Raw genomic sequence first — 13,689 nt, 5'->3', positions numbered from 1 at the left:
TCCTTCCCAGCCTACGCTGACGCACCGTCATTCACACCGGTCGTGCGGGGAGTTGTGTGTAACGGACAGGAAATCGGCGCGGGCCGGGCTCCGAGGCGCCCTACCCCGGCGGCGGCCCGGTGCGCCATGATGCCCGAGTACCCCCCGTACGGGGGATTCGCCCGATCTTGGAGGCCGCAATGAAGCTGGGCAGGGCACTGGCGAACGGCTACGCGGAGGAGACGGACGAGGAGCTCACGGGCCGGGAGCGGCTCGTGGACGAGGAGAAGGCCCCCGCCGGCCGGGCCCCGGACGCCGCCCCGGCCCCCGGGGCGGAGCCCGCCGAGGCCGCGGCACGGTGAGGTTCGCCCGCCGGTTGCCCGAGGAACGGCCGGCGGTGCCCCCCACGGGGTACAAGCTGGCCTTCCCGATGCTGGCGCACGACGGCGCCCGCGTGGGCTTCCGGGGCGTGTCGCTGGGCGGACGGATCGTGTACGGCGCCCTCGACGACGCCGTGTGCGGCTACGGGCGGCGGCACCGCAGCCCGGCCCGGGGTTGCGACTGCGGGTTCTACTGCCTGCACACGGCCGCCGAGGCACAGGCCCTGACCTGCGCGACGGACTGCCGGGACGCGGTGGTGCTCCAGGTGAGCGTGCTGGGCGCGTACACCCGGTACGAGCGCGGGACGCGCTACGCCCGGCAGCGGGTGCGCACCGTGCGCATGGGCGCCTGCCGGTGCGGGCGGGCCGCCCGGGTGTTCGTGCGCGACGGCACCGGGCTGCCGGGCTGGCGTGCGCTGACGGCGTCCTGCCGGCGCTGCGCGGCGGGGCTTCGGGTGCTGCGGCCGGCGGAGTTCGCGCGGCTGGCCGGGCCCTGGGTGAACGTGACCGGCGAACCGCCCGGACCGGGCGCCGCCGAGGAACCGCCGCACGAGGAACCGCTGCACGAGGAGCTGCTGGTGGAGGCGGAACGGCTCAGGGAGATGCTGGACCGCTTCCAGGAGCGGCTGGAACGGCTGGACCGCCTGGAGGAGAGCCCTCCGTCCGGGTAGCCGCCGGCGGGTCCGGCCGCACCGGGCCGCCTCATGATCGGCCGCCCATACTGGAACACATGGAGCACAACGCCGAGCTCAGGGACTTCCTGCGGGCCCGCAGGAACCGGCTGAGCCCGCAGGACGCCGGCATCACCGTCAGCGGTGCGCCGCGCCGTGTGCCGGGGTTGCGGCGGGAGGAGCTGGCGCGGCTGGCCGGGGTGAGCACCGATTACTACACCCGTTTGGAGCAGGGCAGGCACCTGAATGTCTCGGAGGCGGTGCTGGACGCCGTCGCCCGCGCCCTGCGACTGGACGCGGCCGAGCGCGCGTACCTCTTCGAGCTGGCGCGGCACCGCACCCCGCCCCGCCGCAGGCCGCAGCGGCCGCAACGGGTGCGCCCCGAGGTCCACCGCGTGCTGGACCTGCTGGGCGACCGCACCCCCGTGTTCGTCATCGGCCGCCGCACGGACGTGCTGGCCGCGAACCGGCTGGCCCGCACGCTGATCACCGACTTCGACGCGCTGCCGCACCGCGACCGCAACCTCGCCCGCTTCATGTTCCTCGACGACGCCGCCCGCGACCTGTACCGGGAGTGGGACAAGCACGCCGCCGAGGCGGTCGCAGCCCTCCGCCTGGACGCGGCGCGCCACCCCGACGACCCGGGGCTGACCGAGCTGGTCGGCGAGCTGACCATCAAGAGCGCCGAGTTCCGCGCCTGGTGGGCCGACCACAACGTGCGGCAGAGGTTGCACGGGGTGAAGCTCTACCACCACCCCGTCGTCGGCGACCTCACCCTGTCGTACGAGCACGTGCTCTTCCCCGGCGACAGCGACCAGCTCGTGTGCATCCACACGGCCGAGCCCGGCTCCACCTCCGAGGCGGCCCTGCAGCTGCTGGCCGCGTGGACCGGCGCCGACACGCCCGCCAGCGGGTTCCCCGACCCGGAGCCCGACCCCCGGTGACGCGGTGGCGCCGTGACGCCGTGACGCCGTGAGGGCGGCACCGGCGTCGCGCCGGTACCGCCCTCAGCATGGGTGCGTCAGCAGCCGTCCGGCTTGATGCGGACGATCTGCGGGTCGTGGTCGCTCGCCTGGTCGGCGAACTCCGCGTTGATGTGCACCACGTCGTAGTCGAAGTCACGCAGCGCCGGGCTGAGCAGGATGTGGTCCAGCGACTGCGAGTTGCCCTCGTAGACGTAGGTGTAGCGCTCGGACTTGGGCAGCGTGGTCAGCAGGTCCTTCAGCACGCCGCCCGAGGTGAGGGTGGACACCGTGCCGGAGAACTCGTAGTCGTTGAGGTCGCCGAGGACCACGACGTTGGCGTCCCGGTCGGCCGCGAGCAGCGACTTCACGAAGGTGTTGACCTCGGTGGCCTGCAGCTTCCGCTGGGTCTCGGAGCTGCGCACCGGCTGCTGGTTGACGCTGTGCAGCGGCTGGTCGCCACCCTTGGAGTTGAAGTGGTTGGCGATGACGAAGACCGGCTTCCCGTGGAAGCGGAACTCGCCGACCAGCGGCTTGCGGCTGGCGTTCCACGCCTCGCTGCCCGGGTTGATCCGGCCCGGGGAGACCGACAGCTCTGCGCCCTTGCGGGTCTTGACCGCCTTGACCGCGGTAGTGGCGTCGCCGCCGGCGCGGTCGGTGAACTGCACGCGGTGCGGGTTGAAGAGGAAGACCTGGCGGATGTTGCCGCCGGGCTCACCGCCGTCGGTGTCGTTCGTGGGGTCGACGGAGCGCCAGCTGTAGCGGGGGCCGCCGGCCGCGACGATGGCGTCGATGAACTTCTGCACGGTCTGGTCGGCGGCGACGGTGCCGTCGTCGGTGGCGCCGTTGTTGTCCTGGATCTCCTCCAGCGCCACGATGTCGGGCGAGGAGAGGCTGGTGACGACGCCGTCGGCGAGCCGCGCGAACTTGTCCGCGGGGTCGGTGGGGTCGAGGTTCTCCACGTTGTACGTGGCGACCGCGAGCTCGCCGCCCTTCTGCTTGCGGGTCACCTCGCGCTTGAGGCCGTTGTCGACCAGCGTGCCCAGCTGCGTGGCCTGGAGGTTGTAGCCGCCGAAGCCGTCGTAGTCGATCGCCCCGGTGGTGGTGCCGGCCAGCTCGTCGCCGACGTCGGCGGTCGGGACGTCGGTGCCCGCGCCGATCGACATGACCTTGATGCGGCCGGTGTTGGGCTGGGCGTACGAGCCGTACACCGTGCCGCCGCGGCGGGTGGGGTTCTCGGCCGGCTTCACGGTCACCCAGACCTCGTGGTACTGGGTGGTGCCGCCGACGACGCGGGCGTCGGAGAACCGCGCCAGCTCGCCCTCGTGGGCCTCGTAGAAGTCCAGCGCGTACCCGGCCGGGTCGAGCGGCAGGCCCTCGATGCTGCCGCCGCCGGCGTCGGGCGCGTACGCCGCCGGGACGGTGGACGCGTCCAGCGTGACGGGCGCGGGCAGGGCGTTGCCGGCCGAGAGCACGGTGGCGGTCGGGCCGGTGACCTCGGTGACCGACTGGCTGCCGGTGCCCGGGTAGTACTCGGAGACCTTGCCGGTCACCAGCACCTTGTCGCCGACGGCGACGGTGGGCGTGACGGAGCCGGTGTAGACGAACACGGCCTCGCTGGTGCGGGCGTCGGTGTCGGCCTCGGGGTCCTGGATCCAGTAGCCCTTGGAGCCGGTGGTGCGCACGCCGGTGACGATGCCGGGGACCCGGGTGACGGTCTGGCCCTTGAGCGGAGAGACCCGGGTGGTGCCCTGGATGTCGTGGATCCGGGTGGTGCCGGGCTCGGTCGGCTCGGGGGTGGGCGTCGGGTCCGGAGTGCCGCCGCCCGGGGTCTGCCCGGCGGCGTTGACCGGGGTCGGCGCGCCGGCGGTGAGGTCGGCGGCGTTGTCGTCGGTGTCGGCCAGGGACGCGCCGCGGGCGACGGCGGCGGTGTTGCTCGCGCCGGCCGCGGGGCCGCTGCCCTCGCGCACGACCGCGGTGCCGAAGCCGACGAGGTCGACCACGCGCGGGTCGGCGGTGCAGTCGGCGGCGGTGATGCAGGTCAGCGGGGTGGTGCCGTTGACCAGGGCGATGGTGCCCGAGGTGGCGCTCATGGCGATGGAGCCACTGGCGTCGGCGGCCGGCAGCGGCGTCGTGCCGCCGGTGCCGGCGGACTCCGACACGAGGTAGCGGCCGCCGGGGGCGATCGACCCGGTCAGCGCGGTCGCCTGCCACTTGGAGGAGGCGGACGGCGTACCGGGCAGGTACTGCACGCTGTAGCCGGCCAGGTCGTACGCGGCCGAACCGGCGTTCGCGAGCTCCACGAAGTCGTTGGTCAGCGTCGCGCCGGAGTTGCCGCCGCCGCCGTACACCTCGGCGACGACCGCCCCGCTGGAGGGGGTCGCGTGGGCGGCGGGCAGCCCGGTCAGCACGACGGACGCGGCGATTCCGGTCGATATGAGCGCGAGCGCCGCGGCGCGGCTGCGGTGTCGGCTCGGTCTGGCGATCGGCACGAGGGTTTCTCCTATCGGGGTCCAACAGCCCGTCAACAACGGGCAGCGCACGGCGGACCGGCTCAAGTTACGCGCGTAGAAACAGACATGACAAGGGCGAAGAGGTTAAATCTGCGAGTCCGCCGTGGCGTAACCGCGACACCGCACCCACCGGCGGGCGCCCTGGCGCGGACGCGCCACCGTTCGGGCGACCCCCCGATGGGTCACCCGGCGCGCCGGGACCGGCGGGGATTGCCACATTGATGACGTCCCGTCAGTACCGGTCGCCCCACCTCATCCCGCGGAGCCCGACGTGCGCCCACCCCTCGGACGGCCCGGCCGCCACCACCGGCCCGCCCTCGCCGCCGCCCTGCTCGCGGCCGTCACCGTGCTGCTCACCCCCGGCACCGCCGCCCCGGCCCCCGCCGCGGGCTGCGCCCCGGTCGCCTACGCAGGCACCGGCGCGCCCGGCCGCGGCGGGGACGGCGCCGCCGCCACCGCGGCCACCCTGCACGACCCGGCCGGGCTCGCCACCGACACCGCGGGCCGCCTCTACATCGCCGACTCCGCCAACCGCGCCGTCCGCCGCGTCACCCCGGGCGCGGCGGGCGCGGCACCCGTCATCACGACCTTCGCGACCACCGACTTCGCCCCGTACGGCCTGGCCGTCGGCCCGGACGGCACGGTCTACGTCTCCGGCGAGGGCAAGGCCGTCTCCGTGGGCGCCGACGGCCGCGGCACGACCACGCTGCTCACCGAGGCCGGACGGCACGACGCCGTCGCCGTCGGCGGCGACCGCTCCGTGTACGTCTCGGGCGGTGCGGCCGGTGGACTGCGGCGGCTCCCACCCGGCGGCAAGGCCCCGGTCCGCTCCTTCCCCGGCGCCACCGTCTACGCCCTCACCGCCGACCGGGCCGGCACCGTCTACGCCGTCGTCGACGGCCGCGTCCGGCGCATCGACCGCGACGGCCGCGTCACCCCCGTACCGGGCACCACCCGGGTCTCCACGGGCGACGTCCACGGGCTGGCGGTCACGGAGGACGGTTCCCTCTTCTACCCCTCCCCGCGCACCCGCTGGGGCACCGCCCTCGCCCCGGACGGGCGGCTGTACGTCTCCGACCACGCCGCCCACCGCGTCTGGGTCGTCCCCCGCCCCGTCCTCGTACCGGGCCTGCTGCGCGTCACCTCCGGCCCGCACGGCCACGCCACCGGCGACGTCCTCAAGGGCGTCAGCGGCAGCGGTACGGCCGTCACCGCCCACAGCGAGCCCGTGCGGGGCATCGTCGTCCAACAGGGCAACGGCCTCTTCACCTACACCCCGCACGGGGACTTCTCCGGCACCGACGCGTTCACCGCCACCATCACCGACGCCTGCCACAACGCGACGACCCGCACCGTCCTGGTGCGGGTCGTCGCCAAACCCCTGCCGCGCGCCGGATGACGCGCGGCCCCATCAGCCGCGCGCCTCGGCCACGGCGGCGCCGAGGGCCTCCTTGATGCGCGGCCCCAGCCGGGCGAAGCCCAGCTCCTTCATCGCGGCACGCAACAGTTCGTCGTCCGACCGCTTCTCGCCGTCGCCGTCGATCCACCTCACCAGCGCGGTCAGTTCCTCCGCCGAGTACGCCGTCACGGCCTTCCCCGGCGTGATCGACGGCTTCCGCGGCCGCCGCCCCACCGGGTTCGCCGCGGCGGGCTCCTCCTCGGGCTCGACCGCGGGGACCTCTTCGGCCACCGGCTCCGGCTCGGCGGAAGCAGGTGCTTCCTCCGTCACGGGCTCCGTGACGGCTTCGGCCTCGGTGGCAGGGGCCTCCCCGCTCACCGGCTCGGGCTCGGGCTCGGCAAACGCCGCCTCCGGCTCCACGACGGCCTCGGGCTCGGCTTCGACGGGCGCGGCCTCCGCAACCGGCTCGGGCTCGGCTTCGACTGCGGGGGCCTCTTCGGCCACCGGCGCCTCGGCGACAGGCTCCGCCGCGGCGGGAGCAGGTGCCTCCTCCGCCACGGGCTCCGCGACGGCTTCGGCCTTGGGCTCAAGCTCGGGCTCGAGCTCGACGGCAGGCGCCTCCTCCGTTGCCGGCTCCGCAACGGCTACGGCCTCGGTGGCAGGCGCTTCCTCCGCCACCAACTCGGGCTCGGCAGGCGCCGTCTCCGGCTCCACGACGGCCTCGGCCTCGGCCTCGACGGGCGCGGCCTCCGCAACCGCCTCGGGCTCGGGCTCCGCGGCAGGAGCCTCCGCGGCGACCGGCTCCGCCTCCACCTCGACGGGCGCAGCCTCGTCAACCGCCTCCGCCTCAGCGGGAGCAGGCGACTCTTCCTCAGGCTCGGCAGCGGGTGCCTCCGCCTCGACGACCGGCTCGGGCTCGGCAGACGCAGGCATCTCTTCCGCCGACGCCTCTTCCGTCACCGGCGCCTCGACCACGGCAGCCTCGGCAATGGCCTCCGCCGCCTCCTCCTCCGCAGGAGTCCCCTCCGCCGCTTCCGACGTGGTGCGCGGTTCGGGGACGACGGGGGTCTCCGCCTCGCCCAGCAGCGCGACGACCTCGGCCGTGTCCGCCCGACGTTCCGTCAGCTCCGCGAGCACCGCGCCGAGGCCCTGCTCCTCCAGGCGGTCGCGGGTGGCCTTGAGGTTGGGCAGCCGGTACAGCGTGCCCTCGTCCGCGGCGAGGCGGTCGAGGAGCTCCGCGAGCTCCTCGAAGGGCAGGGTGTCCAGCGCGGCCTCGGGGCGCAGGAGGCGGCCCAGTTCGGTGAGCCCGGTGACGGCGGCCTCGGCGGCGCGGGAGGCGTCGTCGAGGAAGTCCGCGTCCGTGGGGACGGCCGGGCGGCCGGCGCCGCCGAGGGCGGCCCAGTCGGTGCGCTCGGAGGCCGCGGAGGCCAGGGCGGTGTGGGCGGCGTCGCGCCGCGGCCGCCCGGTGGCCAGCCCTCGGACACGTCCCCGCAGCGAGCGGCGGCGCAGCCAGGTGACCTTCACTCCGCGGTCCCGGCGCCAGGCGCCGCTCGCGGTGGCGGCGACCAGGTCGTCCAGTTCGGCCTCGGCCACGTCGTACACGTCGGCGCTGAGCGTGCGCAGCGTCAGGCGCACCCGCAGCAGCAGCGACACGGCCCGGCCGCCCTCGGCCACCGTGCGGGGGGCGTCGATGCCCAGCGCCTCGGTCTCCTCCAGGCGGTCTGCGGCGGCGCGCAGCGCGGGCAGGTCACGGCCGCGCAGCTCCGCGAGGACGGTGGAGGCGGCGCGGGCCTCCTCGGGGCCGGCGACGGTGTCCACGGCCGCGTACCAGGCGTGGGTGTCGGTCGTCAGCGTGAAGCCGCCGAGCTCCGCGTAGGCGCGCAGGTCGTCGCGCGCCTCCGCGGGGAGGGAGGCGATGTCGGCGGTGCTGTGCAAGGAGGGTGCGGTCATATGAGGTCCGGTTCCTGGCAAGTGCGGTGGGCGTCTGCGGCGTGCGCGCGGCGGAGCGGCCCCGGGCCGGCGTGCTCGCGGTGGCCCCACGATACGGGCGTGGTCCACCCCGGCGCACGCGCCCCGTCCGTAACGGACGGCGCGGCAGCACCTCCCGTGCACGGAGAGAGAGGGACCGGACGCCCCTTGTGACCCCGGTGGCGCTCCGTGGCTCCTGCGACCCCCGTGGCCAGAGGGTCAGATTCCATCAAGAGGCGACAAAAGGACTCCATGGGATAATTCAAAGTGGGCACGAAAGGGATTTTTCGTGATCGACAAGACCGTGTGGGGCGGTTACGAGAGCGGCCGGCCTGACCGGAGCGGCCAGGCCGAGGCGTTCGACGCCATCGGGGACCGCTACGACGAGGCCTTCCCGCACAAGGAGGGGCAGTTCTCCGCCGGCCTGTGGCTCGTGGACACCCTGCCGCCCGGGTCCCGCGTGCTGGACCTCGGCTGCGGCACCGGACTCCCCACCGCCCGGCAGCTGAGCGACGCGGCGTTCGACGTCGTGGGCATCGACCTGTCCGAGGGCATGCTCGAACTGGCCCGGACGTACGTCCCGCACGCCACCTTCCACCAGCTGGACATCGCCGACCTGCGCCCCGGCGGCCCGGCCCCGCTGGGCCGCTTCGACGCCGTCGCGGCCTTCTTCTCCCTGCTGATGCTGCCGCGCGCCGAGATCCCGCACGCCCTCCGCACGATCCACCATCTGCTCGTCCCGGGCGGGCTGTTCGCCCTGTCGATGGTGGAGGCCGACGTGGACGACTTCGCCATCCCGTTCCTGGGCTGCACCATCCGCGTCTCCGGCTACCTCCGGGAGGAGTTGCTGCACGTCATCGAGTCGGGCGGCTTCGAGATCGTCAAGGAGTTCTCGTACACCTACGCCCCGGCCTTCAGCGACGTACCGCCGGAGGAACAGGTGTTCCTCTGTTGCCGGCGAATCGGCTGAGGCGGGACGGGACCAGGACGTGGCGCGGCACCGCACCCCAGGCGAAGACCCCGGCCCGACCGGGGGCGGAGCGGAACCCCCCGAGCGGCGCACGCCATGGCCCCGGGACGCCGACGCGCCCCGCGCGCCCGGGCAGCCGCAGACCGACCGGCTCCGCTACCTCGACGCCGCGACCCGGCGCATCGCCGCCGGCATGGACCTGGACGAGACGCTGCGCGAACTGGACACGGCGGCCGTCCCCGCCTTCGCCGACGCGATCTTCGTCCATCTGCACGACCCGCTGCTGACCGGGGAGGGGACGCAGGGCCCGGACACCGCGGGTCCCGTCGTCCTGCACCTGCACCCCACGCGGCGGCGCACCCCGGAGCGGCCGCCTCCGGGGCTGCCGTCACCGGACGCGGAGGCCGCCGCGCCGGAGCCGCCGCAGATCGCGCTGCGGTGCGTCAACCGCCCCGGAGCGCAGGGGGTGTCGGAGTGCGTCCGGCTCAGCACCACCGGCCGGCTCACCCGGCTGCTGCGGGAGGGCCGCCCGGTCTTCGGCGACGCCCCCGGGATCGCCACCGCCGTCAGGGAGCTGCTCGGCCCGGTGGTCGGCCCGCCCGGCACGCTGCCACCCGGCCGCCGCCTGATCATCGCCCCGCTGCACGGCCGCAACCGCCTCATGGGCACCCTCACCCTGCTGCGCCGGCCCGAGCGCGCCCCCTTCACCGCCGACGACCTGCTGGTCGCCTCGCAACTGGCGACCCACACCGCGCTCGGCGCCCACAAGGCGCTGATGTACGGCCACGAGGCGTCCGTCGCCGACGCGCTGCAGCGCACCATGCTCCCGGCCTCCCTCCCCGAGCCCACCGGGGTCCGGCTGGCCAGCCGCTACCTGCCCGCCTCCGAGACCGCGCGGGTGGGCGGCGACTGGTACGACGCCATCCCGCTGCCCGGCAGCCGCGTCGCGCTCGTCGTCGGCGACGTGATGGGCCACTCGATGACCTCAGCCGCGATCATGGGCCAGCTGCGCACCAGCGTGCAGGCCCTCGCCGGCCTCGACCTGCCCCCGGACGAGGTCCTGCACCACCTCGACGAACAGGCCCAGCGGCTGGGCATCGAGCACATCGCCACCTGCCTGTACGCCGTCTACGACCCCATCTCGCACCGGCTGCTGATCGCCAACGCCGGCCATCTGCCGCCGGTCGTCCTGCTCCCCGGTGGCAAGGGCGAGGTGCTGCCCGTCCCCGCGGGCGCGCCGATCGGCGTCGGCGGCATCGACTTCGAGACCGTCGAGATGCCCGCGCCCACCGGGGCCACGCTGCTCCTCTACACCGACGGCCTGGTCGAGTCCCGCGGCCAGGACATCTGGACCGGCGTGGAGAACCTCCTCGCCCGCATCCAGACCCCCGGCCGCGACCTCGTCCCGCCGCCTCTGGAAGCCCTGTGCGACCAGGCACTCGGCGACCTCGGCCCCGGCGGCTCCCGGGACGACGACATCGCGCTGCTCGCCGCCCGCTTCGACGGCTTCCCCACGCACAGCGTCGCCTACTGGTACCTCACCCCCCAGCCCGAGACCGCCTGCCGCGCCCGCCGCCTCACCCGCCGCGCCCTGCACCGCTGGGGCCTCGACCCCATGCTGGAGACGACCGAACTGCTCGTCAGCGAGGTCGTCACCAACGCCGTCCGCTTCGCCTCCCGCCCCATCACCCTGCGCCTCCTGCGCACCGACGTGCTGCGCTGCGAGGTCGGCGACGACTCGCCCCTGGTCCCCCGGGTACACCGGGCCGGACCGGAGGACGAGAACGGCCGCGGCCTGTACGTCGTCGACCGCCTCGCCGACCACTGGGGCGCCCGCCGCCTGGGCACGGGCAAGGTCGTCTGGTTCGAACTCCCCATCCCCGACGAGGTCCGCCGCCGCGGCACGACCCCGGCGTAGCGGCGGCCGGGGCCGTGCCCGTCCGTCACCACCACCCCGGGGGCGACGACTTGCCTCGCATGTCACACCCCTGCCGCGGGCCGCCTCCACCACCTAAGGTGGGGCGAAAGGCCATAATCCCGACATGCGCACACACATCGCCGCAACCACACTGCTGCTCGCCGTCGCGGGCACGGCCCTCAGCGGCTGCAGCTCCTCCGCCGACACCGCCGCCACGGCGCCCGAGACCGCCGTGTCGTCCGCGTCCCCGGTCTCCCAGGCCGACCCCGAGAAGTCCCTGCCCGCGGCGGGGATCCCGGCCTCCCCCACGGGAGCCGACCGGGCCGCGCTCATCGCCGCCCTGCAGGCCATCAACCCCGACTTCGCCAAGGACCCCGACAAGGCCATCGACGCCGCCCGCAACCTGTGCGGCGCCATCAACAGCAACGACCCCCAGGCGGACGCGGAGGCCGCCCGGAGCTTCACCTACCACGGCAACGAGCTCACCGAAGCCCAGGGCAAGGCCATCAACGACACCCTGAAGCGCCTCAAGTTCTGCGCCGGCTGACCCCGCCGGCCGACCCCCGGAACGCCTCGGGCCCCCGTCCGGATGCACTCCGGACGGGGGCCCCGCGGTAGGCCGTGTGGGACTCGAACCCGTGCCGCGCCGTGCCGTCATGTCGTCACGTCCGCGGAGGGTCAGGACGCGTAGCGGGTCACCTCGGTGACCCGGCACGTGATCTTCCCCGTGGCCTTGTTCAGGCCCTGGGCCGTCTCCGTCGCCTGCTGTCCCGGTTCAAGGCTCTTCGTGGCGGCGAGCCCCTCGGCGATGCGCTTGCCGCTGGAGTCCACGAATTCGACCTGCACCACGTAGTCCGACGTCTTCGAGCTGCGGTTGGTGATGGTCAGCTCGGCCGCCGGCCACTTGATGAGGTCATCGATGGTGCACGCGTCGATCTTCACTTCACCCGTCGCCCCGGCCTCCTCCTCGTCGTCGCCGCTGTCCTTCGACTCCGACGGGGCGGCCGGGGCCCGGTTGGACTCCTTCGACGCCCCGGGCTTCGGGTCGCTGCTGCCGCCCCTGGTGGCCAGGACCCCGACGACGCCGCTGATGACGACGAGGACGACGAGGACGACGACGCCGAGACACCCGAACCCGATGATCTTCCCGGTGTTGGACTTCCGCGGCTGCGGCGGCGGCCCGGCCCATCCGGGCTGCTGCCACCCGGGCGGCGGATACGGCGGCCCCGCGGGCGGTCCCGGCGGCGGCGGGTACTGAGGCGTAGACATGGCGTCCCCCCTGATTTGATACCTGTGGGGGACACCGTGTCAGAAGAACTCTGCTCCCACTGCAGCGGGCTCATCGAGGGCAACGCCGTACCGGTCGGCGAGGCCGGCGGCGCATCCGGGCCCAGCGTCGTCCTGTACGCCCACCCCGGGCCACGCCCACCTCGGCGAGCGCCCCGACGCCAACGGCGCCGCGCTCCTGGCCCGCATCCGCGCCCGACGCGCGGGCGCCGCCTGAGACCACCACCGGCCTCCGACGGCAAGCACCACGGGAGGCCGACGGCCGGGGCCCCACCGCACCCCCAGCGGTGGGGGCCTCGTCATGCCGTGATCGTCCGCACTTCGGGCCGGCAGCGGGCCGGCAGACGGCTTTTCATGCCCGGAAACGGGCTGCGGCCCCACCGGTCTGAACCGGTGGGGCCGCATTCACGCAGGACAGCGGTGGCGAGACCAACCGCCTGCGGGTAGGCCGTGTGGGACTCGAACCCACAACCAATGGATTAAAAGTCCACTGCTCTGCCAATTGAGCTAACGGCCCGCACCCCGCAGCATAGCCGGACGGCGGCCGTAGCTCCGAGCGCATTCGGCCCGTGCGGCGCGGCCGCCGCCGGCGAGGGGGCGGGGAGGTCAGCCGGAGGGGTCGGCCGGGGCGGGGGCGGGGGCGGCGTCGGGGAGCTCGGCGGAGGCGGGGCCCCGGTCGCGGAGGAACCAGTGGCGGGCGGAGACGAACCACCACGTCGCGGCGAAGCCGAGGACGACCAGCACGGCGATCGGCGCGTAGTTGAAGGTGTCGACCGTGACCGGGCTGACCTGGGGCAGCATGAAGAGCACGGTGATGAAGACGACCCACGTCACGGCGATGACGCCGATCGGGCGGGACCAGCGGCCGAGGTGCCAGGGGCCGCGCTCGAAGTCGTCCCCCTTGCCCAGGCGCAGGAAGGTCGGGATGACGTACGCGATGTAGAGGCCGATGACGGCGATGGAGGTCACGGCGGCGTACGCGGTCAGGTTGATCAGGTACGGCAGGCCCAGGACGAGCGCGCCGAGCGCGGCCAGCCAGACGGCGTTGGTGGGCGTCCTGGTCCGCGGGTTGATGCGGTGCCAGACCGCGGAGAAGGGCAGCGCCCCGTCGCGCGAGAAGGCGTAGATCATGCGGCTGTTGGCGGTGACGGAGGCCATCCCGCAGAAGAGCTGGGCACCGATGACGACGAGCAGCAGGAGCTTGCCGCCGACGTCGCCGAGGCCGTCGATGAGGATCTGCGCCGGCGGGACGCCGGTCGGCGTGCCGAGGACGTCGTCGTAGGACCGGATCGCGTACGTGAAGCCGAGCAGCAGCACGAAGCCCGCGATCCAGGAGATCCATATGGAGCGGACGATGCCCCGCGGCCCGGCGGTGGCGGCGTCGTGGGTCTCCTCGGTCATGTGGGCGGAGGCGTCGTAGCCGGTGAAGGTGTACTGCGCCATCAGCAGGCCGAGCAGGACCACGTAGAAGCTGCTGCCCCAGCCGGTGTTGTTGACGAAGTGGGTGAAGACGAACGACGTCGACTGGTGCCGGTCCGGTACGAAGGCGAGCGCGCCGACGATCAGGCCGACGCCGAGCACGTGCCACCACACGCTGATGTCGTTGAGGAGCGCGACGATGCGGACGCCGAAGGTGTTGAGC

General features: G+C 74.2%; 11 protein-coding genes and 1 tRNA gene. 7 read left to right on the top strand and 5 right to left on the bottom strand.

The features are described 5' to 3' along the window. The first annotated feature begins 179 nt into the window (after window positions 1–179). The 3 genes from ACFV3E_RS06655 to ACFV3E_RS06645 are packed head-to-tail and all read left to right on the top strand — an operon-like array spanning window position 180 to window position 1,974. Window positions 180–341, top strand: a complete 162-nt coding sequence (locus ACFV3E_RS06655) for a hypothetical protein (protein ID WP_500533718.1) — start codon at window positions 180–182, stop codon at window positions 339–341. A gap of 35 nt (window positions 342–376) precedes the next feature. After that, window positions 377–1,030 (top strand): hypothetical protein, encoded by a 654-nt coding sequence (locus tag ACFV3E_RS06650; RefSeq protein ID WP_500533717.1) that lies wholly within the window; start codon window positions 377–379, stop codon window positions 1,028–1,030. Between the two features lie 59 nt (window positions 1,031–1,089). Continuing rightward, a complete protein-coding gene (locus ACFV3E_RS06645) occupies window positions 1,090–1,974 on the top strand; it encodes a helix-turn-helix transcriptional regulator (RefSeq protein WP_500533716.1) in 885 nt (294 codons plus the stop codon). Window positions 1,975–2,051: 77 nt separating this feature from the next. Here the strand turns inward: ACFV3E_RS06645 and ACFV3E_RS06640 are convergent, their stop codons facing one another. Further along, complete coding sequence (locus tag ACFV3E_RS06640) at window positions 2,052–4,430, bottom strand: DUF8508 domain-containing protein (protein ID WP_500533917.1); 2,379 nt, start codon at window positions 4,428–4,430, stop codon at window positions 2,052–2,054. Window positions 4,431–4,776: 346 nt separating this feature from the next. Here ACFV3E_RS06640 and ACFV3E_RS06635 point away from each other — a divergent pair, with 346 nt between their 5' ends. Next, window positions 4,777–5,904: an Ig-like domain-containing protein gene (locus ACFV3E_RS06635; RefSeq protein WP_500533715.1), complete on the top strand. Its 1,128-nt coding sequence runs from the start codon at window positions 4,777–4,779 to the stop codon at window positions 5,902–5,904. A gap of 12 nt (window positions 5,905–5,916) precedes the next feature. Here the strand turns inward: ACFV3E_RS06635 and ACFV3E_RS06630 are convergent, their stop codons facing one another. Continuing rightward, window positions 5,917–7,854: a hypothetical protein gene (locus tag ACFV3E_RS06630; RefSeq protein WP_500533714.1), complete on the bottom strand. Its 1,938-nt coding sequence runs from the start codon at window positions 7,852–7,854 to the stop codon at window positions 5,917–5,919. 307 nt (window positions 7,855–8,161) lie between these two features. On the opposite strand from ACFV3E_RS06630, the gene ACFV3E_RS06625 reads away from it, so the two are divergent. The 3 genes from ACFV3E_RS06625 to ACFV3E_RS06615 all read left to right on the top strand — a co-directional run bounded on the left by ACFV3E_RS06625 (window position 8,162) and on the right by ACFV3E_RS06615 (window position 11,307). Further along, a complete protein-coding gene (locus ACFV3E_RS06625; RefSeq protein ID WP_500533713.1) occupies window positions 8,162–8,842 on the top strand; it encodes a class I SAM-dependent DNA methyltransferase in 681 nt (226 codons plus the stop codon). 19 nt (window positions 8,843–8,861) lie between these two features. Then, window positions 8,862–10,760, top strand: coding sequence for a SpoIIE family protein phosphatase (locus ACFV3E_RS06620; RefSeq protein ID WP_500533712.1), 1,899 nt, complete (start codon window positions 8,862–8,864; stop codon window positions 10,758–10,760). Between the two features lie 124 nt (window positions 10,761–10,884). Next, window positions 10,885–11,307: a hypothetical protein gene (locus tag ACFV3E_RS06615; RefSeq protein ID WP_500533711.1), complete on the top strand. Its 423-nt coding sequence runs from the start codon at window positions 10,885–10,887 to the stop codon at window positions 11,305–11,307. A gap of 131 nt (window positions 11,308–11,438) precedes the next feature. Here ACFV3E_RS06615 and ACFV3E_RS06610 read toward each other — a convergent pair whose 3' ends face one another. The 3 genes from ACFV3E_RS06610 to ACFV3E_RS06600 form a co-directional block, all read right to left on the bottom strand. Then, window positions 11,439–12,029, bottom strand: a complete 591-nt coding sequence (locus ACFV3E_RS06610; protein WP_500533710.1) for an FxLYD domain-containing protein — start codon at window positions 12,027–12,029, stop codon at window positions 11,439–11,441. 462 nt (window positions 12,030–12,491) lie between these two features. Beyond that, window positions 12,492–12,564 (bottom strand) — tRNA-Lys (locus tag ACFV3E_RS06605). 89 nt (window positions 12,565–12,653) lie between these two features. After that, window positions 12,654–13,689 (bottom strand): amino acid permease (locus tag ACFV3E_RS06600; RefSeq protein WP_500533709.1); only part of this gene is annotated, 1,036 nt, incomplete at its 5' end.

It is taken from the genome of Streptomyces sp. NPDC059718 (genome assembly GCF_042733315.1).
Lineage (GTDB): Bacteria > Actinomycetota > Actinomycetes > Streptomycetales > Streptomycetaceae > Actinacidiphila.
This window is presented reverse-complemented; position numbering and strand designations above follow the sequence as displayed.

Bases quoted from the DNA above. Each gene is read 5' to 3' on its own strand.
- ACFV3E_RS06655 (WP_500533718.1), top strand. From the start codon at position 180: ATGAAGCTGGGCAGGGCACTGGCGAACGGCTACGCGGAGGAGACGGAC.
- ACFV3E_RS06645 (WP_500533716.1), top strand. From the start codon at position 1,090: ATGGAGCACAACGCCGAGCTCAGGGACTTCCTGCGGGCCCGCAGGAAC.
- ACFV3E_RS06630 (WP_500533714.1), bottom strand. From the start codon at position 7,854: ATGACCGCACCCTCCTTGCACAGCACCGCCGACATCGCCTCCCTCCCC.
- ACFV3E_RS06615 (WP_500533711.1), top strand. From the start codon at position 10,885: ATGCGCACACACATCGCCGCAACCACACTGCTGCTCGCCGTCGCGGGC.
- ACFV3E_RS06610 (WP_500533710.1), bottom strand. From the start codon at position 12,029: ATGTCTACGCCTCAGTACCCGCCGCCGCCGGGACCGCCCGCGGGGCCG.